A 24,561-nucleotide genomic window follows, 5' to 3' on the forward strand; every position below is an offset into this window, starting at 1 on the left:
AATTCGATTGTTCTGCCTGGGTGATCGGCGCTTTACTGGCTCTGATTGATGGCCGATTGGGTCAGGGCTGGTCACAATCGACGCTACGCAACCCCAGCGCCAGACAGAAGGAAATCCTGTGCCCTACCAGCGCTTTATGTATCTCACCACCATACTGGCGGTGGTATTGAGTTATCTGACCCTGCCCGCGGTGATTAAGGGAATAAAGGTCAATCCGCAGATTGCCTGGCTGATCGCGCATCCCGACATCACTTTTGATCGGTTCAGCGAGTGTAAGCAGCACGTTTCTGATGCCAATGGGTGTTACAACGCTTACAGCGCCGCGGTTCAGCTTGCTGAGGCGCATGACTGTTCAGAAGATGGTCTTAAACGCAGGTTCAGATTCAAACGGCTGACCGAACATGCTGCGGATAGCGTGCTTGAAAATGAATTAAACAAGGCTTGCCCGGGAAGGGTTGAAGCCGGGAGAATTGCCACTGATCAGCTCACAGTAACGCCGTCAGCGGCCAGGTGAGACGGTTAGCGCGGCTGTTGCCAGGTTTTAGTATGACCTTAGTTTTTCCAGCCTGACGCCGGATGCGCTCTGGCTGGCGAGCCAGTTTTTCCATAAAAAAACGGGAACGTTTCCGCTCCCGTTTTTAATCCACGTCATCCCGTCAGGGATTACATATTTTCGATGATCGCGTCACCAAACTCTGAACATTTCAGCAATTTAGCGCCATCCATCAGGCGTTCGAAATCGTAAGTCACGGTCTTGTTAGCGATAGCGCCTTCAACACCTTTAACAATCAGGTCTGCCGCTTCGAACCATTCCATGTGACGCAGCATCATTTCTGCTGACAGGATCACTGAACCTGGGTTCACTTTATCCTGACCGGCATACTTAGGTGCAGTACCGTGCGTGGCTTCGAACAGCGCGCACTCATCACCAATGTTAGCGCCTGGTGCAATACCGATACCGCCAACCTGCGCCGCCAGGGCGTCGGAGATGTAGTCACCGTTCAGGTTCATACAGGCGATAACGTCATATTCAGCCGGACGCAGCAGGATTTGCTGCAGGAACGCATCGGCAATCACATCTTTAACGATGATCTCTTTACCGGTGTTCGGGTTTTTGAACTTCATCCACGGGCCGCCGTCGATCAGTTCGCCGCCGAACTCTTCTTTCACTAACTGGTAACCCCAGTCTTTGAACGAGCCTTCGGTGAACTTCATGATGTTGCCTTTGTGGACCAGAGTCAGGGAATCACGATCGTTGGTGATGGTGTATTCCACTGCCGCGCGTACCAGACGCTTGGTACCCTCTTCCGAGCACGGCTTAACGCCGATACCACACTGCTCAGGGAAGCGAATTTTCTTCACGCCCATCTCTTCGCGCAGGAACTTGATCACTTTGTCCGCTTCGGCAGAACCCGCTTTCCACTCGATACCAGCATAGATATCTTCGGAGTTTTCACGGAAGATCACCATGTCGGTCTCTTCAGGACGTTTAACCGGGCTTGGCGTGCCTTTGTAGTAACGTACCGGACGCAGGCAGACGTAGAGGTCCAGCTCCTGACGCAGGGCAACGTTCAGTGAACGAATACCGCCGCCGACCGGGGTGGTCAGTGGGCCTTTGATGGCAACGCGATATTCTTTAATTAAGTCGAGGGTTTCCTGTGGCAGCCAGACGTCCTGGCCGTAAAGTTCCACGGATTTCTCACCGGTGTAAATCTCCATCCAGGAGATTTTGCGCTCGCCGTTGTAGGCTTTCTTCACCGCAGCGTCGACCACTTTCAGCATCACTGGTGAAACATCAACGCCGATACCGTCACCCTCAATGTAAGGAATGACCGGATTATTCGGGACAACCAGTTTGCCCTGGTTCAGGGTGATTTTTTGACCTTCCGCCGGAACAACTACTTTGCTTTCCATTAACCTCTCCTAGGCGATTTTGTTAATGATTTGTAAGATGCGGGTCAATACTACTTGAATATTTCCGTCACGCCAATCACCGCAATTTCGCGTTATAATGCGCCCATTGTTTCTGACTGCAAAGCCCATGCGAAAAACATCTCAACGAATTCACCAGGATAAACGATTCAGCCGCCCGACGCGTGATGCGCGACGTGCCCCTGAGCGTAGTGCCGCGCCGCGCCGCGTGGTGCTGTTTAACAAACCCTTCGATGTTTTGCCACAGTTCACCGATGAAGCGGGCCGTCGTACCCTGAAAGATTTCATCAGCGTGGCCGGGGTCTATGCCGCGGGCCGTCTCGATCGCGACAGCGAAGGGTTGATGGTACTGACCAACGAGGGTGCCTTACAGGCCGCGCTAACCCAGCCCGGCAAACGCACCGGCAAGATCTACTATGTTCAGGTCGAAGGCGAGCCGCAGGAGAGCGACCTGCAACCGTTGCGGGATGGGGTTAGTCTGAAAGATGGCCCAACCCTGCCGGCGCAGGTCGAGAAAGTCGCTGAACCGGCGTGGCTCTGGCCGCGCCAGCCGCCGATTCGCGAGCGTAAAAATATCCCGACCCAGTGGCTTAAAGTGACGCTGTATGAGGGCCGCAACCGCCAGCTGCGCCGGATGACGGCCCATATTGGTTTTCCAACTCTGCGGCTGATCCGTTATGCGATGGGCGGCTATACGCTCGATAATCTGGCGCCCGGCGCATGGCGCGATGCTGACGACAGTCCAGCCTGACAGAGCGATTTTTTATAACGTCAGGTTAACAATTCCGGAGGAACGATGTTTAAACCTCATGTCACGGTCGCCTGTTTAGTGCAGGCGGAAGGTGAACTGCTGGTAGTAGAAGAGACCATTAAGGGACAGCCTACCTGGAATCAGCCAGCCGGACACCTTGAAGCGGACGAAACGCTGCAGCAAGCCGCGCAACGTGAATTATATGAAGAGACCGGTATCGCGGCAGAAATGGCCTATTTCATCACCGTTCATCAGTGGATAGCGCCTGATAATACGCCTTTTGTGCGTTTTCTGTTTGGCCTCGATCTGGCCAAAAAGCAGCCAACCCAGCCGCAGGATAGCGATATCGATTGCTGCTGGTGGTTGCCGCCAGCGCAGATTCTCACCGCGTCTAACCTGCGTTCACCGTTGGTGGCGGAAAGCGTACGGCTGTGGCAACAGGGCGCGCGCTATCCGTTACATCTGGTCAGCGCGTTCCGCTGGCCGTTTCATGAGGGTGCGCGCCCGTCTTCTGCATGGTAGAATGCGCCGCCTGTTTTTTTATCGTTATGCGAGCGTGTCATGTCTGACAACAGCCAGAAAAAAGTGATCGTCGGTATGTCCGGCGGCGTCGATTCTTCCGTTTCCGCCTGGTTACTGCAACAGCAGGGCTACCAGGTCGAAGGCCTGTTCATGAAGAACTGGGAGGAGGACGATGGCGAGGAATATTGTACTGCCGCGGACGATCTGGCGGATGCGCAAGCGGTGTGCGACAAACTGGGTATTAAGCTGCACAAGGTCAACTTTGCCGCTGAATACTGGGATAACGTCTTTGAGCACTTCCTCGAAGAGTATAAAGCGGGTCGTACGCCGAACCCCGATATCCTGTGCAATAAAGAGATCAAATTCAAAGCGTTCCTCGAGTTCGCGGCTGAAGATCTCGGCGCGGATTTCATTGCCACCGGCCACTATGTTCGTCGTCAGGACGTAGAGGGTCAGAGCCAGCTGCTGCGCGGCCTGGATGGCAACAAAGATCAGAGTTACTTCCTGTATACCCTGAGCCACCAGCAGATTGCTCAGAGTCTGTTCCCGGTCGGCGAGCTGGAAAAGCCCGAGGTGCGCCGCATCGCTGAACAGCTGGATTTAATTACCGCCAAAAAGAAAGACTCTACCGGCATCTGCTTTATCGGTGAGCGCAAATTCCGTGACTTCCTGGCGCGTTATCTGCCGGCTCAGCCCGGTGAGATTGAGACCGTGGACGGTCAGATCGTCGGCGAACATCAGGGTCTGATGTACCATACGCTGGGCCAGCGCAAAGGTCTGGGTATCGGCGGCCTGAAAGAGAGCAAAGATGATCCCTGGTATGTGGTCGACAAAGATGTGGCGCGCAATCGCCTGATTGTCGCACAGGGTGGCGATCATCCGCGTCTGATGTCGGTCGGCCTGATCGCGCAGCAGCTGCACTGGGTCGATCGTCAGCCAATCGCGGCTCCGCTGCGCTGTACGGTTAAAACCCGCTATCGCCAGACCGACATCCCGTGTGAGATCATTCCGCATGGCGAAGACCGGATTGAAGTCCGTTTTGATGAACCTGTCGCGGCGGTCACGCCCGGACAATCTGCGGTGTTCTATCTTGGCGAGGTCTGCCTGGGTGGCGGCATTATCGAAGAGCGTCTGCCGTTAGTCGCAAAATAAGCCGCCTTAACCCGGCGTTCATGACGCGTAAACAGGAGTAACCGTGGCGAAGAACTATCAGGAAATCACACTGGCGCTGGCAGGCATCTGTCAGTCGGCCCATCTGGTGCAGCAGCTGGCACAGCAGGGTCACTGTCAGCCCGAGGCGTTTACCGTGACGCTGCGCAGCGTGCTGGATCTCAATCCCAGCTCGACGCTGGCGGTGTTTGGCAACAATGAAGCCAACCTGCGCCTCGGCCTCGAAACCCTGATGGCGGTGCTCAACAGCAGCAGTCGTCAGGGCGCGGGCGCGGAACTGACGCGTTATACCCTTAGCATGATGGTGCTGGAACGTAAGCTCAGCGCCAATAAATCAGCGATGGCGACGCTGGCCCAGCGTATCAGCCAGCTCGACCGTCAGCTGGCGCACTACGAACTGGAATCCGATACCATTCTGAGCGCTATGGCCGGCATCTACGTTGACGTTATCAGCCCGTTAGGTCCGCGTATCCAGGTGACCGGTTCGCCCGCCGTGCTGCAGAATCCGCAGTTGCAGAGTAAAGTGCGGGCCACGCTGTTAGCCGGCATTCGTGCCGCCGTTTTGTGGCAGCAGGTCGGCGGTGGCCGTCTGCAACTGATGTTTTCGCGCCAGCGTTTGCTGCGTGAAGCAAAGACCCTCTTATCCCGGCTGCCACTGACTTACTAAGTCGGTGCGGCAAAATACTGTTAAATGATTCAGGAGTTGCACTGATGGAATTATCCTCTCTGACCGCCGTCTCACCTGTCGATGGTCGTTACGGCGATAAAGTCAGCCCGCTGCGTGCGATTTTCAGCGAATTTGGTTTGCTGAAATTCCGCGTTGAGGTTGAAGTTCGCTGGTTACAAAAACTGGCCGCGACCGCAGAGATCAAGGAAGTTCCTGCATTTGATGCCGACGCAAACGCTTTCCTTGACGCGATTGTCAGCAACTTTTCGGAAGACGATGCGGCGCGCATCAAGACCATTGAGCGCACCACCAATCACGACGTTAAAGCGGTCGAATATTTCCTGAAAGAGAAAGTGGCGGACGTCCCTGCCCTGCATGCGGTATCTGAGTTCATTCACTTCGCCTGCACTTCCGAAGATATCAACAACCTCTCTCATGCGCTGATGCTGGAAACCGCGCGCCGCGAGGTGATCCTGCCTTACTGGCAGCAGCTGATCGCCGCTGTAAAAGGCCTGGCGTCAGAATACCGTGATATTCCGCTGCTCTCCCGCACGCATGGCCAGCCCGCCACGCCGTCCACCATGGGCAAAGAGATGGCCAATGTCGCCTATCGTCTGGAGCGCCAGCTGCGTCAGCTGAGCCAGATTGAGGTGCTGGGCAAAATCAACGGTGCGGTCGGTAACTATAACGCCCACATCGCCGCGTATCCGGAAGTTGACTGGCATCAGCTGAGCGAGCGTTTTGTCACTTCGCTGGGGATCAGCTGGAACCCCTACACCACCCAGATTGAGCCGCATGACTACATCGCAGAGATGTTCGACTGCATCGCCCGCTTCAACACCATCCTGATCGATTTCGATCGTGATATCTGGGGCTACGTGGCGCTGAATCATTTCAAACAGAAAACCATCGCTGGCGAAATCGGTTCCTCAACCATGCCGCACAAAGTAAACCCGATCGATTTCGAAAATTCCGAAGGTAATCTGGGTCTGGCAAACGCGGTGATGCAGCATCTGGCCAGCAAGTTGCCGGTCTCCCGCTGGCAGCGCGACCTGACCGACTCCACCGTACTGCGTAACCTCGGCGTCGGCATTGGCTATGCGCTGATCGCCTATCAGGCAACGCTGAAAGGCATTTCAAAACTGGAAGTGAACCGCGATCGTCTGCTCGATGAACTGGATCACAACTGGGAAGTGCTGGCCGAACCGATCCAGACGGTGATGCGCCGTTATGGCATTGAAAAGCCGTACGAGAAGCTGAAAGAGCTGACGCGCGGCAAACGGGTTGATGCGGCGGGCATGCAGGCCTTTATCGACAGCCTGGCGCTGCCGGAAGAGGAAAAAGTGCGTCTGAAGCAGATGACGCCAGCCAACTATATCGGCCGTGCTATCCAGATGGTTGACGATCTGAAATAATCCCCTCCGCAGACCGGTTCAGGCCGGTCTGCGTTAACATCTTGTTTAGTTCATTTCGCGTATACTTTCTGCAATTTGACTCATTCAGATAGTAAGGAATTCCTATGCGTGTTCTGGTAGTGGAAGACAATGCTCTGCTGCGCCATCATCTCGCCGTGCAGTTACGTGATATGGGCCATCAGGTTGATGCCGCCGAAGACGCCAAAGAAGCCGACTATTTTCTTCGCGAGCACCTGCCGGACATCGCGCTGGTCGATTTAGGCCTGCCGGATGAAGATGGCATGTCACTGATCCGCCGCTGGCGCAGTGATGCCGTGCGTCAGCCGATTCTGGTGCTGACCGCCCGTGAAGGCTGGCAGGCAAAAGTGGAAGCGCTGGAAGCCGGTGCGGATGATTACGTCACCAAGCCGTTTCATATTGAAGAGGTGGCGGCACGGCTGCAGGCGCTGATGCGGCGCAATAGCGGCCACGCATCGCAGATCATCGATATGTCGCCGTTTCAGGTTGATTTGTCCCGTCGCGAACTGACGGTGAATGAGCAGCCGGTGAAGCTGACCGCCTTTGAATATACCATCGTCGAAACCCTGATTCGCAACGCCGGTAAAGTGGTGAGCAAGGATTCGCTGATGCTGCAACTCTATCCCGACGCAGAACTGCGTGAAAGCCACACCATCGACGTGCTGATGGGGCGTCTGCGCAAAAAGATTCTGGCGTTGCATCCCGCCGACGTCATCGCCACCGTGCGTGGCCAGGGTTACCGCTTTGATCTCTGACCATGTCCTGGTTTAGTCGTTATCGCCCGATTTCGCTGCGCGCCCGTTTTCTGCTGGCCTCCGCAGCGATTGTCCTGTTCCTCTCCCTCTCCTATGGCATGGTCGCGGTTATTGGCTATGTGGTGAGCTTCGATAAAAACACCTATCGGGTGATGCGGGGCGAAAGCAATCTGTTCTTTACGCTGGCGCAGTGGCATGACAATCAGCTCACCATTGCCCAGCCGGAACGGATGACGCTTAACTTCCCGACGCTGGTGTTCATTTACGACGAGCACGGCAAGCTGCTGTGGCAGCAACGCGACGTGCCGGAGATCCGCAAGAAAATCCACCGTGACTGGCTGATCAAACCGGATTTCTACGAGATTGATACCAGCAACGGCACCAGCCTGGCGGCGATGGGGGATAACCTCAGCGCGAAACGGCGACTGCATGCCTGGGATACCGACAGTGACGATACCTTCACCCACTCCGTTGCGGTTAACCGCTATGACGCTACCACCAATCTGCCAGCGCTGACCATTGTGGTGGTCGACTCGATCCCGCAGGAGTTACAGCATTCGGATGTGGTGTGGTCATGGTTCAGCTATGTGCTGGCGGCTAACCTGATCCTGATCGTGCCGCTGCTGTGGCTGGCGGCGCACTGGAGCCTGCGTCCGATTGGCGCACTGACTCAGCAGGTGCGGGAACTGGAGACCAGCCAGCGTGAAAAACTGGATGATAATCCGCCGCAGGAATTGCGCAGCCTGGTGCGCAACCTCAACCTGCTGCTGACGAACGAACGGCAGCGCTATACCCGTTATCGCACCACTCTGTCGGACCTGACGCACAGTCTCAAAACCCCGCTGGCGGTACTGCAAAGCACCCTGCGGTCGCTACGCAGCGGCAAAGAGTTGACGGTAGAAGAGGCTGAACCGGTGATGTTGGAGCAGATCAGCCGCATCTCGCAACAGGTCGGTTATTACCTGCATCGCGCCAGTATGCAGGCCGATCACAATCCGCTGCAGCGCGACCTGCATTCGGTCTCCGGTCTGCTCGACAGCCTGTGTTCGGCGCTGAACAAGGTTTATCAGCGTAAAGGGGTGGCAATCACCCTCGATATCTCACCGGAACTCACTTTCGTCGGCGACCAGAACGATTTTATGGAAGTGATGGGTAACGTGCTGGATAACGCCTGTAAATATTGCCTCGAGTTTATTGAAGTCAGCGCTTATCAGAGCGAAAAAGCGCTGCATCTCTACATAGACGATGACGGTCCCGGTATTCCGGAGAGCAAACGCGATCTGGTGTTTGTCCGCGGTCAGCGCGCCGACACCCTGCGCCCCGGTCAGGGACTGGGGCTGGCGGTGGTGCTGGATATACTTGAGCAATATGCGGGTAAGGTTATCGCTTCAGGCAGCGCACTGGGTGGCACCCGGATGGAAGTAGTCTTTCAGCGCCAGGAAGTCGAACATCGCCGCGAGTAGAAAACCGTCCGGGCTGTTATACTTGCTGGCATTTACAGCCCTAAGCGGAACCCTTGTATGGACTATCAGCTCGATCTCAACTGGCCCGATTTTATTCAACGCTACTGGCAAAAACGCCCGGTGGTACTGAAGCGTGGCTTCAAAAACTTTGTCGATCCCCTTTCTCCGGATGAACTGGCCGGACTGGCGATGGAAAACGAGGTAGATAGCCGCCTGGTGAGCCATCAGGATGGCAAATGGCAGGTCAGTCACGGCCCGTTTGAGAGCTACGACCATCTGGGTGAGAATAACTGGTCGCTGCTGGTGCAGGCGGTTAATCACTGGCATGAACCTTCTGCCGCCCTGATGCGCCCTTTCCGCTTTTTGCCTGACTGGCGTATCGATGACCTGATGGTGTCGTTCGCGGTGCCGGGAGGCGGTGTCGGTCCGCATTTCGATCAGTATGACGTCTTCATTATTCAGGGCAGTGGCCGTCGCCGCTGGCGCGTCGGTGAAAAAGTGCCGATGAAGCAGCATTGCCCTCATCCGGATCTGCTGCAGGTGGAACCGTTCGATGCCATTATTGATGAAGAGATGGAGCCGGGCGATATCCTCTACATTCCGCCTGGATTCCCGCACGAAGGCTATTCGCTGGAAAATGCGCTGAACTATTCGGTGGGTTTCCGTGCGCCAAGCGGACGTGAACTGATCAGCGGCTTTGCCGATTACGCGCTGGCCAACGAGCTGGGCAGCCTGCGCTTTAGCGATCCGGACGTGCCGTCGCGCGAGTGCCCTTCACAGATCCTGCCGCAGGAGATTGAAGGCGTCCGTCAGGTGATGCTGGACGTGATCAACCAACCGGAACACTTTGCTCAGTGGTTTGGCGAGTTTATTTCTCAATCCCGTCATGAGCTGGATGTCGCGCCGCCAGAGCCGCCTTATCAGCCTGATGAGATTTATGACGCGCTGCAACAGGGTGATGCGCTGAGCCGGTTAGGTGGCCTGCGGGTCCTGACAATTGGCGATGCGGTCTACGTCAACGGTGAGCGGGTTGAATGTTCACATCCTGAAGTGATGGCCGTGCTGGCGCATCATTATCGCATCACGCTGGAAGATCTCGGGGATGCGCTGGACGATCCGGCGGTGCTGGCGCAGATTGCCGGTCTGGTGAATGCCGGATACTGGTATTTTGGCGAAGAATAACTGACCTGGAGGGCAGACGCATCCGCCGCCTGCCCTCCGCAAGCCAGTCTCCTCATCAGGCTCTCCGCCATTAGCGGCAGAGAGCCTGCTTCAGTAAAACCCCGTTCGCAACTTAACCTTTCTTCTGCGCCGCCAGTTCCGACAACCGCACAATCACCTCCACTGACTTCGCCATGATATTCAGCGAGGCAAATTCATGTTTGCCGTGATAGTTGTAGCCGCCGGTAAACAGGTTCGGACACGGCAAGCCTTTCCATGACAGCGCGGATCCGTCAGTACCGCCGCGAATCGGTTTGACCACCGGCTCAATAGCGCAGTCACGCATCGCCTGTAGCGCTAACTCAATGATATGCGGGAAAGGTTCCACCTTTTCACGCATGTTGCGATAGCTGTTGGTGATCTCTACGGTGACGGAACAATCTTTATGCAGGGTTTTGGTCATCTCCGTCGCAATCTGCTGTAGCGTCTGTTTGCGCTGCTCAAAACTGTCGGTATCAAAGTCGCGAATAATGTAGTGCAGCTCAGCGTGTTCAACCGTGCCTTTCATCTGGTGCAGATGATAGAAGCCCTCATAGCCTTCGGTGTACTGCGGTTTTTCATTGGCCGGCACGGCAGCATGAAACTGATTGGCCAGATCCAGCGCGTTAACCATCACCCCTTTGGCTGAGCCCGGATGCACATTATTGCCCACGATTTTGACCGTGGCGGAGGCGGCATTAAAGTTTTCATACTCAAACTCCCCCAGGTCGCTGCCGTCAACGGTGTAGGCCCAGTCAGCGGCAAAGCCTTCGACATCAAAATGCGAGGTGCCGCGCCCAATCTCTTCGTCGGGCGTAAAGGCGACGCGGATGGCACCATGCGGAATATCGCTGTCCGCCAGCCGCGCCATCGCCGTCATAATTTCGGCAATACCGGCCTTGTCGTCCGCCCCCAGCAGGGTTTTGCCATCGGTGGTAATCAGCGTGTGGCCGATCAGCTTGTGCAGCACCGGAAACATCACCGGCGAAAGGATCTCATCGCCATTGCCCAGCGCAATGTCACCGCCGCGGTAATTCTCAATAATCTGCGGATTAACATGTTTCGCGGTAAAGTCAGGCGAGGTATCCATATGGGAGATAAAACCAATCACCGGCGTTGGCCAGTCTACATTGGCCGGCAGCGTGCCCATGACGCAACAGTGATCGCTTAACGTGACGTCAACAAAACCCAACGCCAGCAGTTCTTCCTGCAGCTGACGCGCCAGCGTCCACTGCCCTTCACTGCTTGGCACCTGACGCGCCTGCGGTTTTGCCTGGGTTTCGACTGCGACGTAACTCAAAAAACGCTCAAGTAACTGTTCCATATCCCATCCTTTAAAAGTGCCGTCCGTTATTATTCACAGACCAGCCGGACGCAACGTTGCGTCAAATCATCAGCAGACAGGTTAGCGCTGTCGATCCCATTTGGGGAAGCGATCACGCCGAAAAAAAAGCCGGATTGTGAGATTGTTGCGGCAAGTCTCGCAATGTGTTGTTAACAATCCTGATTATCGCCTGCCCGGTGGGGTCAAAACATGGCATTGCCACATTTTTCAGGTATCATCCGCCCCTTCTTGCTGGCTGGCCGCAGTAGACGGCTATGCTGTAACCTGTTCGACCTTTGACAGACTGAGACTAAAATGACGCAAACACGCGCACAGCAGGCGCTGGTTACGCTTTCTGGCATCAGTAAAGCTTTCGATGGCAAAACCATCATTGATGATTTTAATCTGACCATTCACCACGGCGAATTTATTACCCTGCTCGGTCCGTCGGGCTGCGGCAAAACCACCATTCTGCGACTGATCGCCGGTCTGGAAGAGGCGGATCGCGGTCGCATCCTGCTGGACAATCAGGATATTACTGACACCGTGGCCGAACACCGCCACGTCAATACGGTGTTTCAGAGCTACGCGCTGTTCCCGCATATGACGGTATTTGAGAACGTCGCGTTTGGTCTGCGGATGCAAAAAACGCCGGCGGCACAAATCACTACCCGGGTTAATGATGCGCTGGCAATGGTGCAGCTGGAAAGCTTTGCCGATCGGCGTCCCCATCAGCTGTCGGGCGGACAGCAACAGCGCGTCGCTATCGCCCGCGCGGTCGTTAACCGGCCAAAAGTTCTGCTGCTGGACGAGTCACTCTCTGCGCTGGACTACAAGCTGCGTAAGCAGATGCAGAATGAGCTAAAAGCGCTACAGCGCAAGCTGGGTATTACCTTTGTTTTCGTCACCCACGATCAGGAAGAGGCGCTGACCATGTCCGATCGGATTGTGGTGATGCGCGACGGGAAAATTGTGCAGGATGGCACGCCACGTGAGATCTACGAAGAACCTGATAATCTGTTTGTCGCCCGCTTTATCGGTGAGATCAACGTCTTTGATGCCGAAGTGATCGCCAGCGACAGCGCACCATTAATACGCGCCAGAGTGGAAGGTCGTGAGTGTGATATCCACTGTGCTTTCCCGGTCCGGCCAGGCGATCGGCTGCACGTGATGCTGCGCCCGGAGGATTTGCGGGTGGAGGAGATTCATGGTGATAGCGCGGCTGACGGCCTGATCGGTTATGTCCGTGAGCGTAACTACAAAGGCATGACGCTGGAATCTACCGTGGAACTGGAGAACGGCAAGCTGGTAACGGTGAGCGAGTTCTTTAATGAAGACGATCCTGACTTTGACCACTCACTGAACCAGAAAATGGCGGTGAACTGGGTGCCCAGCTGGGAGGTGGTATTGCCGTATGAAGCTGATGCGTAATGGTTTCCAGAAAAGCGTCATTGCGCTGATTGTTGGCTGGCTGGCGCTGTTTGTCTTTCTGCCCAATCTGATGATTTTTATCACCAGCTTCCTGACACGTGACGATGCACACTTTGTCAGCGCGGTATTTACCCTTAGCAACTACACGCGCCTGCTTGATCCGCTGTATGCCGAAGTGCTGCTGCATTCGCTTAATATGGCGCTGATTGCCACCCTCTGCTGCCTGCTGCTGGGCTACCCGTTCGCCTGGTGCCTGACGATGTTACCGGCGCGACTGCGTCCGCTGATGCTGTTTCTGTTGATAGTTCCGTTCTGGACCAACTCACTGATCCGCATCTATGGGCTGAAAATATTCCTCAGTACCCGCGGCTGGCTGAATGATTTTCTGCTGTCGATCGGCCTGATCGATAAGCCGTTTCGTATTATCTATACCCCGGAAGCGGTGGTGCTCGGGCTGATCTACATTCTGCTGCCGTTTATGGTGCTGCCGCTTTACTCCAGTCTGGAGAAGCTGGATAAACCGCTGCTCGAAGCGGCGCGTGATTTGGGTGCCGGAAAAATACAGACCTTTTTCCGCATCATCCTGCCGCTCACCATGCCGGGAATTATCGCCGGATGCCTGCTGGTGTTGATCCCGGCGATGGGGCTGTTCTATGTGGCGGATTTGATGGGCGGCGCGAAAAACCTGCTGATTGGCAACGTGATCAAGAGTCAGTTCCTCAATATTCGTGACTGGCCGTTTGGTGCCGCCACCAGCATTGTGATGACGCTGTTAATGGGCCTGCTGCTGCTGATTTACTGGCGCGTTGCGCGGCTGCTGAATAACAAGGTGGATTTAGGATGATGACACGCCTGTTACGCGGCAGTTTTATGACGCTCATTTATGCCTGGTTCTATATTCCGATTGTGATTTTAATCGTGAATTCGTTCAACGCTTCCCGCTTTGGCATTAACTGGCAAGGGTTCACTACCCGGTGGTATCACCTGCTGCTGAACAACGACAGCCTGCTGCAGGCGGCGCAGCATTCGCTGATCATGGGCGTGCTGTCGGCCAGCTGTGCGACGCTGATAGGCTCGCTCACTGCGGTAGCGCTCTATCGCTATCGCTTTCGCGGCAAGCCTTTTGTCAGCGGCATGCTGTTTGTGGTGATGATGTCGCCAGATATTGTGATGGCGATTTCGCTGCTGGTGCTGTTTATGCTGCTGGGGATCTCGCTGGGATTCTGGTCGCTGCTGTTCTCCCACATCACCTTCTGTCTGCCGTTTGTGGTGATCACCGTTTACTCGCGGCTGAAAGGCTTTGATGTGCGGATGCTGGAAGCGGCAAAAGATCTGGGTGCCAGCGAGACCACAATTCTGCGCAAAATTATCCTGCCGCTGGCTATGCCAGCCGTCGCGGCCGGATGGTTGCTGAGCTTTACCCTGTCAATGGATGATGTGGTGGTCTCTTCGTTTGTGACCGGCCCCACCTTTGAAATATTGCCGCTGAAAATTTACTCAATGGTAAAAGTGGGCGTTTCGCCTGAAGTGAATGCGCTCGCCACGATTCTGATGTTGCTGTCGTTGCTGCTGGTGGCGGGCAGTCAGTGGTTACTGCGTGACAGAAATAAATAACCGAGGATTGATAATGAAAAAATGGTCTCACTGGCTGGCGGCTGGCGCGCTGGCACTGGGGATGCAGTCTGCTCAGGCGGACGACGGTAAAACGCTCTACTTCTATAACTGGACCGAGTATGTCCCGCCGGGTCTGCTGGAACAGTTCACCAAAGAGACCGGCATCAAGGTGATCTACTCGACTTATGAATCCAATGAGAGCATGTACGCCAAGCTCAAAACCTGGAAAGATGGCGCTTACGATCTGGTGGTGCCCTCAACCTATTTTGTCGCCAAAATGCGTAACGAAGGCATGTTGCAGAAGATCGACAAGAGCCAGTTGAACAACTTCAGCAATCTGGATCCGAATCTGCTGAACAAGCCGTTCGATCCCAATAACGATTACTCCATTCCCTACATCTGGGGTGCGACCGCCATTGGCGTGAACAGTGACGAGATCGATCCAAAGAGCGTCACCCGTTGGGCCGATTTGTGGAAGCCTGAATATAAGCAGAGCCTGTTGCTGACCGACGATGCGCGGGAAGTGTTTCAGATGGCGCTGCGTAAGCTGGGTTACTCCGGAAACACCCGCGATCCGGCGCAGATCAAGGCTGCCTATCAGGAGCTGAAAAAGCTGATGCCCAACGTGCTGGCGTTCAACTCCGATAATCCGGGCAACCCGTTTATGGAAGGCGAAGTGAATCTGGGGATGATCTGGAACGGATCGGCCTATGTGGCCCGGCAGGCGGGCACCCCACTGACGATCGTCTGGCCTGCAGAAGGCGGCATTTTCTGGATGGATAATCTTGCCATTCCCGCCAACGCGAAGAACAAAGCGGGCGCGCTGAAGCTGATCAACTTCCTGCTGCGCCCGGACGTGGCGGCAAAAGTGGCGGAAACCATCGGTTACCCGACGCCGAATCTGGCCGCGAAGAAGCTGTTACCGGCCTCGGTGGCAAACGATCCGTCACTCTATCCGTCTGCTGACGTCATTCAGCACGGTGAATGGCAGGATGATGTCGGCGATGCTAGCGTGCAGTACGAGACGCTGTTCCAGCAGCTGAAAGCGGGCCGCTAAGCCACAGAAGCCGGGCGGCCCGTCGTCACCCGGCTTATTTATACAGGCCACGCAGCAGCGTATGCACAAACTCCGGCACCACTTCACTGGCCAGGCCGTAATGCCGCTCGGCAAACTCATTGCCAACCTGACTCGGTTCCAGATTCAGCTCAACGGTATGCGCACCCTGCAGTTTGGCTTCATGGACAAAGCCTGCTGCCGGATAGACATGGCCAGAGGTCCCGATAGCAATAAAGTAATCGGCCTGCTCCAGTGCCTGATAGATCTGCTCCATGCCCAGCGGCATTTCACCAAACCACACCACATGCGGACGCAGCGCTGAAGGAAACTGGCAGCAGGTACAGCGGTCGTCAGGAGTAATATCCCCGGTCCACTCAATCACCTGACCGCTGTTGACGCAGCGCACTTTCAGCAGCTCACCGTGCATATGCAGTACCCGGGCATTGCCGGCACGCTCATGCAGATTATCAATATTCTGGGTTACCAGCAGGAAGTTATCGCCTAACACCTGTTCCAGTTCGGCCAGCGCCAGATGGGCGGCATTAGGCTGAATCTCTGCCTGCTGCAGTTGCTGACGACGGGCGTTATAGAAACGTTGCACCAGCGCAGGATCGCGCTGAAAGCCTTCCGGGGTCGCAACATCTTCGACATGATGTTCTTCCCACAAACCATCAGCGGCGCGGAAGGTGCGGATACCGGACTCGGCTGAAATGCCAGCGCCGGTCAGCACCACAACGTGCGGCTGTGGATGGGCGGCCAGCTCGGCCTGACGATCACGCTCGAAAATTCGCTGGCGAAAGCGCTGATGCACCTTTCTCCGGGTCTTTTTAAGGCGGGCAAGTCGTATGCGGCGACGTGGTGTACGCATAAAATCTCCTGGAGCAGCGGCTTCGGCGAGCCGCTATAAACAAATTCTGGGCTGAATTCACCCGATAATAACGGTTGCGCATGACAGCGCCATGCAGCAGAGGCCGAAAATGTGCGCGGCGCGAAGAGTGAATTCGCGCCGCGTGTCAATTACTGTCCGCTCAGTACCCGAGCCGGGTCGATGCGGCTGGCGCGTCTGGCTGGATACCAGCTGGCCACCAGGCTCAGCACGATGGCGGTGATCAGGACCGAGAACACATCGACCCAGTGCAGCTCCGACGGCAGGAAGTCGATAAAGTAGATATCGCCGGCCAGCAGATGATGGCCGGTGAGCGACTCCAGCCCGCGCACCAGATGCGTCAGGTTCAGTGATACCAGCACGCCCACCACCACGCCGCTGACGCTGCCGAGCAAGCCCGCCAGCAGACCGTACCAGATGAAGATGGCGCGGATCAGGCGATCTTTGGCACCGAGCGTCCGGAGCACCGCAATGTCGCTGCTTTTGTCTTTGACCGCCATCACCAGGGTGGAAACGATGTTGAAGCAGGCGACGCCAATTACCAGCACCATCGCCAGATACATAATGGCGCGAATCATCTGAATGTCGCGGTACATGTAGCCGTAGGTGCCGATCCAGCTTTTGATATAGACATAGGAATGGGTCGCTTCACCAGCGTCACGCACCAGCTTAACCGCCTGGAACGGATCGTTCATTTTCAACGCAATGCCGGTTACGCTGTTGCCCATATCAAGATACTGTTGCGCATCGGCCAGCGGCACCAGCGCCAGGCTGTGATCGAGCATGCCACTCAGTTGCAGGATACCACTGACCTGAAGCCGGATGCGCTTCGGTTGCAGCAGTTTGTTATCCCCATCGTTATTCGGGATCATGATGGTGATCCAGTCGCCCTGTTTGACTTTGAGCGTAGTGGCAATGCCGCCGCCGAGGATGATCTGCTGCTTACCGGCGGCAAACGTCGACCAGCCGTTGTTAGCGACAAACTGCGGCAGTGCGCTCAGTCGCGGCTCCTGCGCCGGATCCACGCCTTTAACCTGCAGCGCTTCGAGTCGCGCACCGCTTTCAATCAGTCCGGTGAAATTGACATACGGGGCCGCCGCCGCAATGCCTGGCACCTTTTCAATCGGCGCAATCATTGATTGCCAGCGCTGAAACGGCTGATTGACCGCCTCAATCTCACCGTGTGGGACCACGGCCAGAATGCGGTTATTTAGCTCACGCTCAAACCCGTTCATCGCGCTCAGGCCAATGATTAATACCGCCACACCCAGCGCAATACCGATGGTTGAGATCACCGAAATCAGCGATACCATGCCGCCACGGCGGCGGCCACGGCTAAAGCGCAGGCCTAACAGCAGCGATAACGACGATCCCATTACTCTGCTCCTGCCATGCTCAGCTGTTCGCTTAACTGACCATCACGCATCTCCATCTGGCGCGACATCCGTTTCGCCAGTTGCAGATCGTGGGTCACCACCAGGAACGCGGTGCCCTGACGCACGTTGAGTTCACCCAGCAGGGCAAAAATGGCATCGGCGTTGCGCGCATCAAGGTTACCGGTGGGCTCATCCGCCATCACCAGACGAGGACGGTTGACCAGTGCCCGGGCAATCGCCACGCGCTGACGCTCGCCACCCGATAATTCTGACGGGCGGTGTGCGGCGCGATGATCCAGCCCGACGGCAGCCAGCATCTCGCGGGCGCGGTCCTGCGCTTCAGCTTTGGCGACTTTGCCAATCAGCAGCGGCATCGCCACGTTCTCCAGCGCACTAAAATCGGGCAGCAGATGGTGGAACTGATAGATAAAGCCCAGCTCGCGGTTGCGCAGATCCGCTTTAGCGGAGGAGGACATGGCGTTCAGCGACTGACCATCAAAGATCACGTCACCCGAGGTCGGGGCATCCAGACCGCCCAGCAGGTGCAACAGGGTACTTTTACCCGATCCGGAACTGCCGACAATCGCCGTCAGTTCGCCAGGCTGCAGGCTGAAAGCCACATTGCGCAGCACATCGGTCTGCACGCTGCCTTCCTGATAGCGTTTGCACAGGTCGCGACACTGCAACAAAGGAGAGTTACTCATAACGTAAAGCCTCAGCGGGTTGAACGGCGGCAGCGCGCCACGAAGGATAGAGCGTAGAAAGCAGCGCCACTACCATCGCGCTCAGGGCGATGGTCACCACTTGCCACAGATTAATGTCGACCGGCAGCGCTGCGCCATCGAGGAACAGGCCGATCACCGGCATCAGGTTATTCAGCTGGCTGGCCAGCAGTACGCCCAGCAGCGTACCGAGTAAGGTGCCGATAATGCCGGCGCTGGCGCCCTGTACCATGAACACCGCGACAATCTGCCGGCGTGTCAGCCCCTGCGTTTGCAGAATCGCTACTTCACCCTGCTTCTCCATAATCAGCAGGCCCAACGAGGTAATGATGTTAAAGGCGGCGACCGCAATGATCAGGCTCAGCAGCAGCCCCATCATGTTTTTCTCCATCCGCACCGCCTGGAACAGATCGCCCTTGCGCTCGCGCCAGTCTTTCCACACCAGCCCGGCCGGCAAAGTTTGCTGACTGAGACTATCAACCTCCAGCGGCTTATCCAGCCATAAGCGCCAGCCGGTAATATTCCCGGCCGGATAGCGCATCACGCGCGACGCATCCTGTTGATTGACCAGAATCTGGTAGCCATCGACTTCGCTGTTGGCGGCATAGGTGCCCGCCACGGTGAACAGACGCTGACTCGGGACCCGCCCCATCGGGGTAAACTGGCTGACCGACGGCACCATCAGACGCAGCTGATCGCCGCGCTTCACGCCAAGTTGTGATGCCAGCTGTTCGCCGAGGATCACATTATACTGGCCGGGTTGCAGCACGCTCTGTTGGGTATTGACCAGGAAAGGCGTCAGCGGATCTTTTTCATCCGGCTGAATACCGAGCATCACGCCGACCGAGACGCTGTGCGGACTTTGCAGCACCACGTTAGCGGTGGTCAGCGGCGCAATGCGGCTGACGCCCTGCAGCGCCAGGCTGGAAGGCGGTTGTTGTTGCGGGTTGAGACTGCCTTTGTCGCTGGTAATCAGCGCCTGCGGCATCAGCCCAAGAATATTGCCTTCAAGTTCACGTTCGAAGCCGTTCATGACTGACAGAACCGTCACCATCGCCAGCACGCCAAGCGTAATGCCAATAGTAGAAAGCCAGGAGACAAAGCGACCGAAGCGATCCGATGCGCGTCCGCGCATGTAACGCAGACCGATAAATAGCGCGACAGGTTGATACATGGAATCCAGTAAGCCGTTGCCTGAAAATAGGTAGTGGGATGATAAAGGAGCCGCTGCCTTTATGAAACCTCTAACCCTCTGAGTCGGCAGCAAAGTTGCATCAGAATAGGTCACGGCGAGCCACAAAGCGCAGGTATAGCGCCTAAAGCAGTCGGTTATTGGCGGATTATCCGCCACTCATCGCGCTAGACTACAATCAGTAAGACGATAAAGCGTGACGTTATCGCACAGCGGTAGAGGTAGCGACCATGTTTAAATTTCCCAAAGGCAGTATTGTAAAACATAAATCCGGGGAGATCAGAGGCGAAGTTATCAACGTCTTTGCGCAGGGAGATGCGCCAGCCGGCTACTACATAAAATGGGATGATGGCAATCATAGCTATCATTCTGAGCAGGAATTAACCTGGGCGAACATTGACCGCCCGCGCATGTATTACACACAGCAATCTATAAAATAAAATCCCCCCTGTCCGGGTCTTAACCCTCGTCGCCAGCGCGCGACGGGGGTTTTCCCGTTCCCTCTTCTCTGCAGACCATTACCGCTGACCGTCGGGCAGCAGGAAAATTGTGCCGCAGAGGTGATCGCCATGACGTAATATGGAATGATTACGTCATGGTAAAAATGGAGCAACCCCGAGATCCCATGTCCGAACAGACTCGCTATACCCTGCCCGTTAAATCCGGCGATCACCGTCAGCTCGGCCAGCTCATTGGCGCTGCGCACGCGGTGGAGTGTGCCAGCATTACCGAGCGACATGCCGGTCCGGTGTTAATGATTACGCCCGATACCCAAACCGCCCTGCGTCTGCTGGACGAAATCCGCCAGTTTACCGATCTGCCGGTGGCGCATCTCGCCGACTGGGAGACGCTGCCCTACGACAGCTTTTCACCGCATCAGGATATTATCTCTGCCCGTCTGTCGACGCTTTATCAGCTGCCGGTGATGCAGCGCGGCATGCTGATTATGCCGGTCAATACCCTGATGCAGCGCGTCTGCCCGCACAGCTTCCTGCACGGCCATGCGCTGGTGATGAAGCAGGGACAGAAACTGTCGCGCGATCGCCTGCGCGATCAGCTGGAGCAGGCGGGTTACCGCCATGTCGATCAGGTGATGGAGCACGGTGAATACGCCACGCGCGGCGCGCTGCTCGACCTGTTCCCGATGGGCAGCGACCAGCCCTATCGCATCGACTTTTTTGATGACGAGATCGACAGCCTGCGCCTGTTCGATGTCGACAGCCAGCGTACGCTGGAAGCGGTCGCGGAAATCAACCTGCTGCCCGCGCATGAGTTCCCCAGCGACAAAGCGGCAATTGAACTGTTCCGCAGCCGCTGGCGCGAAATTTTTGATGTGCGCCGCGAGTCGGAGCATGTCTATCAGCAGGTCAGCAAAGGCACCCTGCCCGCCGGTATCGAATACTGGCAGCCGCTGTTTTTTGAGCAGCCGTTACCCAGCCTGTTCAGCTATCTGCCTGACAATACACTGATTGTTAACTGTGGCGATCTGGAAGGCAGCGCGACCCGCTTCTGGCAGGACGCTGAAGCTCGCTATGAGAACCGTCGGGTTGATCCGATGCGTCCGCTGCTGGAACCCACCAACCTGTGGTTACGCCCTGATGCGTTAATGGGTGAGCTGAAAAGCTGGCCGCGAATCCAGATGACCAATGAGCAGTTGCCCGCTAAAGCCGCCAACACCAATCTGGGTTATCAGCCGCTGCCCGACCTGACGGTGCAGGCGCAGGCTAAAGCGCCGCTGGATCATCTGCGTCAGTTCATCGAAACCTTCAGCGGTGCGGTGGTCTTCTCGGTCGAAAGTGAAGGTCGCCGCGAAAGCCTGCAGGAGCTGCTGGCACGGATTAAACTTCGTCCTCAACCGGTAAAACGCTTCGATCAGACCGGCGAAGAACGTTTCAGCCTGATGATCGGCGCCAGCGAGCGCGGTTTTATCGATACCCAGGGTAACCGGGCGTTGATTTGTGAGAGCGATCTGCTGGGCGAACGCGTCAGTCGTCGCCGCCAGGATACCCGCCGCACCATCAACCCGGATATTCTGATTCGTAACCTGGCCGAGCTGCATCCTGGCCAGCCGGTGGTGCATCTTGAGCACGGTGTGGGTCGCTATATTGGCCTGACCACGCTGGAAGCAGGCGGCATCCAGGCTGAATACCTGATGCTCTCCTACGCTAACGACGCCAAACTGTATGTGCCGGTCTCCTCGCTGCACCTGATCAGCCGTTACGCCGGCGGTGCCGACGATAATGCTCCGCTGCACAAGCTTGGCAGCGATGCCTGGTCACGCGCCCGGCAGAAAGCGGCCGAAAAAGTTCGTGACGTGGCGGCAGAACTGCTGGATATCTACGCCCAGCGAGCCGCTAAAACCGGCTTCGCCTTTAAGCACAACCGTGAGCAGTATCAGTTGTTCTGCGAAAGCTTCCCGTTTGAGACCACGCCCGATCAGGCGCAGGCGATCAATGCGGTGCTCAGTGATATGTGTGAACCGCTGGCGATGGATCGTCTGGTGTGCGGTGACGTGGGCTTTGGTAAAACCGAAGTGGCCATGCGCGCCGCGTTTCTGGCGGTGGAAAACAACAAGCAGGTGGCGGTGCTGGTGCCGACCACCCTGCTGGCGCAGCAGCATTACGATAATTTCCGCGATCGCTTCGCTAACTGGCCGGTGCGGATTGAAATGCTGTCACGTTTCCGCACGGCAAAAGAGCAGGCGCAGGTGCTGGAGCAGGCCAGCGAGGGCAAGATCGATATCCTGATCGGCACCCACAAGCTGCTGATGAGCGATCTCAAATGGCGCGATCTCGGCCTGCTGATCGTCGATGAGGAGCACCGCTTCGGCGTGCGTCACAAAGAGCGGATTAAAGCGATGCGGGCCGATGTGGATATCCTCACCCTGACCGCTACGCCGATTCCGCGCACCCTGAATATGGCGATGAGCGGCATGCGCGATCTGTCGATCATTGCCACCCCGCCTGCTCGTCGCCTGGCGGTAAAAACCTTTGTGCGTGAATTTGACGATCTGGTGATCCGGGAAGCGATTCTGCGTGAGATTTTACGCGGTGGTCAGGTCTACTACCTCTACAACGACGTGGAGAATATCGAGAAAGCGGCTCAGCGTTTAACCGACCTGGTGCCGGAGGCGCGCGTCGCCATCGGCCATGGACAGATGCGTGAACGCGACCTGGAGCGGGTGATGAACGATTTCCATCATCAGCGGTTTAACGTGCTGGTCTGTACCACCATCATTGAAACCGGTATCGATATTCCGACCGCGAACACCATCATTATTGAACGTGCGGACCACTTTGGTCTGGCGCAGCTGCATCAGTTGCGTGGCCGCGTCGGCCGCTCGCATCATCAGGCTTACGCCTGGCTGCTGACCCCGCATCCTAAAGCGATGACCGCCGATGCGCAAAAGCGCCTCGAAGCGATCGCCTCGCTGGAAGATCTGGGCGCCGGTTTTGCCCTGGCTACCCACGATCTGGAGATCCGCGGTGCCGGTGAACTGTTGGGTGAAGAACAGAGCGGCCAGATGGAGACGCTTGGCTTCTCGCTCTATATGGAGCTGCTGGAAAATGCGGTGGATGCGCTGAAAGAGGGTCGTGAGCCGTCGCTGGAAGATCTCACCAGCAACCAGACCGAAGTGGAGCTGCGGATGCCAGCTCTGTTGCCGGAAGAGTTTATTCCGGATGTCAGTACCCGTCTGTCACTGTATAAACGCATCGCCAGCGCAGAAAGCGAGGAAGAGTTGCAGGAGCTGAAGGTAGAGATGATCGACCGCTTTGGCCTGTTGCCCGATCCGGCGCGTAACCTGCTGGACGTGGCAATTTTGCGGCTTAAAGCCCGCGCCGTGGGTGTCCGGAAGATTGAAGCCAGCGACAAAGGCGGCTATTTCGACTTTGCCCCCAACAACAGCGTTGATCCAGCCTGGTTAATCGGTCTGCTGCAGAAAGATCCTAAGCAGTGGAAGCTGGAAGGTCCGACGCGTCTGCGCTTTAACCGTGAACTGTCGGAAAGAAAAATCCGCATGGAGTGGGTACAGGGATTCGTCTCCCAGCTGGCGGAAAACCGCGCGTAATCCCCTTACCTGCCGCCATCAGTTGAAGACGAAGCGGAACGCAACAACAAAAAGGCGCATCCTGAGATGCGCCTTTTTCTTACGTCGGTGCTGTGTGGCCGCTAACGCGGCAAAAGACTTTGCCCAATTACGCCTGGTCGCTGTTAAGAATCAGCTGACCATTGCGATCCAGTGGAATACGTGTGCCAGGGTCACTTTCCATGCGGATTTTGCCCTGCTGGTCGCCTATTTTATAGGTCACGTCATATCCCAGCATTTTCTCTTGTTTGTCATAGACCGTTTTGCAGCGCTGTTCAGTCGTGGTGTAGGTATCACGGTTTTGCATGCCTGCCTGGACCTGATTACCGGCATAACCGCCTGCTACTACGCCCGCCACGGTCGCCACGTCTTTACCGCGACCGCCACCAAACTGGTGACCTAACACTCCACCCGCCACTGCGCCTAATACTGAGCCAGCAATACGGTTTTCATCCTGGACCGCACGACGGTGCGTCAGTGTCACATTACGACATTCCTGACGTGGCTGTTTGATGCTCTCTTTAATCGGCGTTGCAGCCAGCACCTGAGCGTATTGTGGACCGCGATCAAACACATTCATGCCTGCCACGGCGGCAACACCTAACGCAGCTGCCACACCAATACCGATACCCGCTAACATTGATTTATTCACAGGAAGTTCCTCCTGAAAAGTGTTACCGCGCATTCCTGCCGCTGAAGCATCCTCTTCAACTGAGGCAGATCGGCGTGCGCGACTCGCCGTGTTTGTTGGGATGAAGTTTTACAGATGGACCGAAATTGCAACATCAGATAAATGGAGGAAAACGGTCACTTACGCAACAGGACCAGTTTTTAGGAGAGTTCTGAGGTGGGGAGCGTTATTAATGATGCTTTTTCGCTAAGAAAATTAAACCAATTAAATCAAAGGCATATAATTTTATATGCCTTATGTAGAGGCTGAATGCCCGTTATGGCAACGGTCTTTTCATCGTCACCCAAA

Annotated in this window: 22 protein-coding genes; 15 read left to right on the forward strand and 7 right to left on the reverse strand. The window is 56.1% G+C overall.

Annotated elements, in window-relative coordinates; genetic code table 11:
• Nucleotides 1-118 precede the first annotated feature (118 nt).
• The gene (locus tag AABB92_RS06975; protein ID WP_031374487.1) at nucleotides 119-514 is read left to right on the forward strand and encodes a hypothetical protein; all 396 of its coding nucleotides are present in this window, start codon (nucleotides 119-121) and stop codon (nucleotides 512-514) included.
• Nucleotides 515-663: 149 nt separating this feature from the next.
• Here the strand turns inward: AABB92_RS06975 and icd are convergent, their stop codons facing one another.
• Nucleotides 664-1,914 (reverse strand): NADP-dependent isocitrate dehydrogenase, encoded by a 1,251-nt coding sequence (gene icd, locus AABB92_RS06980; protein WP_046288384.1) that lies wholly within the window; start codon nucleotides 1,912-1,914, stop codon nucleotides 664-666.
• A 97-nt stretch (nucleotides 1,915-2,011) separates the two neighbouring features.
• On the opposite strand from icd, the gene rluE reads away from it, so the two are divergent.
• The 8 genes from rluE to AABB92_RS07020 all read left to right on the forward strand — a co-directional run bounded on the left by rluE (nucleotide 2,012) and on the right by AABB92_RS07020 (nucleotide 9,875).
• Nucleotides 2,012-2,683: a 23S rRNA pseudouridine(2457) synthase RluE gene (gene rluE / locus AABB92_RS06985; RefSeq protein WP_082097586.1), complete on the forward strand. Its 672-nt coding sequence runs from the start codon at nucleotides 2,012-2,014 to the stop codon at nucleotides 2,681-2,683.
• A gap of 45 nt (nucleotides 2,684-2,728) precedes the next feature.
• Nucleotides 2,729-3,205, forward strand: coding sequence for an NUDIX domain-containing protein (locus AABB92_RS06990; protein WP_031374486.1), 477 nt, complete (start codon nucleotides 2,729-2,731; stop codon nucleotides 3,203-3,205).
• A gap of 39 nt (nucleotides 3,206-3,244) precedes the next feature.
• Complete coding sequence (mnmA, locus tag AABB92_RS06995; protein WP_046288385.1) at nucleotides 3,245-4,357, forward strand: tRNA 2-thiouridine(34) synthase MnmA; 1,113 nt, start codon at nucleotides 3,245-3,247, stop codon at nucleotides 4,355-4,357.
• A 43-nt stretch (nucleotides 4,358-4,400) separates the two neighbouring features.
• Nucleotides 4,401-5,042 (forward strand): high frequency lysogenization protein HflD, encoded by a 642-nt coding sequence (hflD, locus tag AABB92_RS07000; RefSeq protein WP_031374485.1) that lies wholly within the window; start codon nucleotides 4,401-4,403, stop codon nucleotides 5,040-5,042.
• 44 nt (nucleotides 5,043-5,086) lie between these two features.
• The gene (gene purB, locus AABB92_RS07005; protein WP_031374484.1) at nucleotides 5,087-6,457 is read left to right on the forward strand and encodes an adenylosuccinate lyase; all 1,371 of its coding nucleotides are present in this window, start codon (nucleotides 5,087-5,089) and stop codon (nucleotides 6,455-6,457) included.
• 104 nt (nucleotides 6,458-6,561) lie between these two features.
• Nucleotides 6,562-7,230, forward strand: a complete 669-nt coding sequence (gene phoP, locus AABB92_RS07010) for a two-component system response regulator PhoP (protein ID WP_031374483.1) — start codon at nucleotides 6,562-6,564, stop codon at nucleotides 7,228-7,230.
• 2 nt (nucleotides 7,231-7,232) lie between these two features.
• Complete coding sequence (gene phoQ, locus AABB92_RS07015) at nucleotides 7,233-8,693, forward strand: two-component system sensor histidine kinase PhoQ (RefSeq protein ID WP_031374482.1); 1,461 nt, start codon at nucleotides 7,233-7,235, stop codon at nucleotides 8,691-8,693.
• Between the two features lie 57 nt (nucleotides 8,694-8,750).
• Nucleotides 8,751-9,875, forward strand: a complete 1,125-nt coding sequence (locus tag AABB92_RS07020; RefSeq protein WP_031374481.1) for a ribosomal protein uL16 3-hydroxylase — start codon at nucleotides 8,751-8,753, stop codon at nucleotides 9,873-9,875.
• A 112-nt stretch (nucleotides 9,876-9,987) separates the two neighbouring features.
• On the opposite strand, the gene pepT is transcribed toward AABB92_RS07020, so the two are convergent.
• Nucleotides 9,988-11,217, reverse strand: coding sequence for a peptidase T (gene pepT, locus AABB92_RS07025; RefSeq protein WP_031374480.1), 1,230 nt, complete (start codon nucleotides 11,215-11,217; stop codon nucleotides 9,988-9,990).
• A 315-nt stretch (nucleotides 11,218-11,532) separates the two neighbouring features.
• On the opposite strand from pepT, the gene potA reads away from it, so the two are divergent.
• The 4 genes from potA to potD are packed head-to-tail and all read left to right on the forward strand — an operon-like array spanning nucleotide 11,533 to nucleotide 15,319.
• Nucleotides 11,533-12,648, forward strand: coding sequence for a spermidine/putrescine ABC transporter ATP-binding protein PotA (gene potA / locus AABB92_RS07030; RefSeq protein ID WP_046288386.1), 1,116 nt, complete (start codon nucleotides 11,533-11,535; stop codon nucleotides 12,646-12,648).
• The gene (potB, locus tag AABB92_RS07035) at nucleotides 12,641-13,492 is read left to right on the forward strand and encodes a spermidine/putrescine ABC transporter permease PotB (protein WP_089561182.1); all 852 of its coding nucleotides are present in this window, start codon (nucleotides 12,641-12,643) and stop codon (nucleotides 13,490-13,492) included. Before potA ends, potB begins: the two co-directional genes overlap by 8 nt.
• Nucleotides 13,489-14,262, forward strand: a complete 774-nt coding sequence (potC, locus tag AABB92_RS07040; protein ID WP_031374478.1) for a spermidine/putrescine ABC transporter permease PotC — start codon at nucleotides 13,489-13,491, stop codon at nucleotides 14,260-14,262. The genes potB and potC overlap by 4 nt, the downstream gene beginning before the upstream one ends.
• Before the next feature lie 13 nt (nucleotides 14,263-14,275).
• Nucleotides 14,276-15,319, forward strand: coding sequence for a spermidine/putrescine ABC transporter substrate-binding protein PotD (gene potD / locus AABB92_RS07045; RefSeq protein ID WP_031374477.1), 1,044 nt, complete (start codon nucleotides 14,276-14,278; stop codon nucleotides 15,317-15,319).
• A 34-nt stretch (nucleotides 15,320-15,353) separates the two neighbouring features.
• On the opposite strand, the gene cobB is transcribed toward potD, so the two are convergent.
• The 4 genes from cobB to lolC all read right to left on the reverse strand — a co-directional run bounded on the left by cobB (nucleotide 15,354) and on the right by lolC (nucleotide 19,477).
• Entirely contained in the window at nucleotides 15,354-16,187 is an 834-nt protein-coding gene (gene cobB, locus AABB92_RS07050) for a Sir2 family NAD+-dependent deacetylase (RefSeq protein WP_031374476.1), read from the reverse strand.
• A 149-nt stretch (nucleotides 16,188-16,336) separates the two neighbouring features.
• Nucleotides 16,337-17,581, reverse strand: coding sequence for a lipoprotein-releasing ABC transporter permease subunit LolE (gene lolE / locus AABB92_RS07055; RefSeq protein WP_031374475.1), 1,245 nt, complete (start codon nucleotides 17,579-17,581; stop codon nucleotides 16,337-16,339).
• Nucleotides 17,581-18,285, reverse strand: coding sequence for a lipoprotein-releasing ABC transporter ATP-binding protein LolD (lolD, locus tag AABB92_RS07060; protein ID WP_031374474.1), 705 nt, complete (start codon nucleotides 18,283-18,285; stop codon nucleotides 17,581-17,583). The genes lolE and lolD overlap by 1 nt, the downstream gene beginning before the upstream one ends.
• The gene (gene lolC, locus AABB92_RS07065; RefSeq protein WP_031374473.1) at nucleotides 18,278-19,477 is read right to left on the reverse strand and encodes a lipoprotein-releasing ABC transporter permease subunit LolC; all 1,200 of its coding nucleotides are present in this window, start codon (nucleotides 19,475-19,477) and stop codon (nucleotides 18,278-18,280) included. The genes lolD and lolC overlap by 8 nt, the downstream gene beginning before the upstream one ends.
• A 248-nt stretch (nucleotides 19,478-19,725) precedes the next feature.
• Between lolC and AABB92_RS07070 the strand changes: the two genes are divergently transcribed.
• A complete protein-coding gene (locus AABB92_RS07070) occupies nucleotides 19,726-19,935 on the forward strand; it encodes a hypothetical protein (RefSeq protein ID WP_031374472.1) in 210 nt (69 codons plus the stop codon).
• Nucleotides 19,936-20,120: 185 nt separating this feature from the next.
• Nucleotides 20,121-23,564, forward strand: a complete 3,444-nt coding sequence (gene mfd, locus AABB92_RS07075; protein ID WP_046288387.1) for a transcription-repair coupling factor — start codon at nucleotides 20,121-20,123, stop codon at nucleotides 23,562-23,564.
• A gap of 127 nt (nucleotides 23,565-23,691) precedes the next feature.
• Here the strand turns inward: mfd and AABB92_RS07080 are convergent, their stop codons facing one another.
• Nucleotides 23,692-24,234: a glycine zipper 2TM domain-containing protein gene (locus AABB92_RS07080; protein ID WP_031374471.1), complete on the reverse strand. Its 543-nt coding sequence runs from the start codon at nucleotides 24,232-24,234 to the stop codon at nucleotides 23,692-23,694.
• Between the last annotated feature and the right edge of the window lie 327 nt (nucleotides 24,235-24,561).

Origin of the sequence: Pantoea brenneri (genome assembly GCF_038594305.1) — a bacterium.
In the GTDB taxonomy this organism is placed as follows: Bacteria; Pseudomonadota; Gammaproteobacteria; order Enterobacterales; family Enterobacteriaceae; genus Pantoea; species Pantoea brenneri.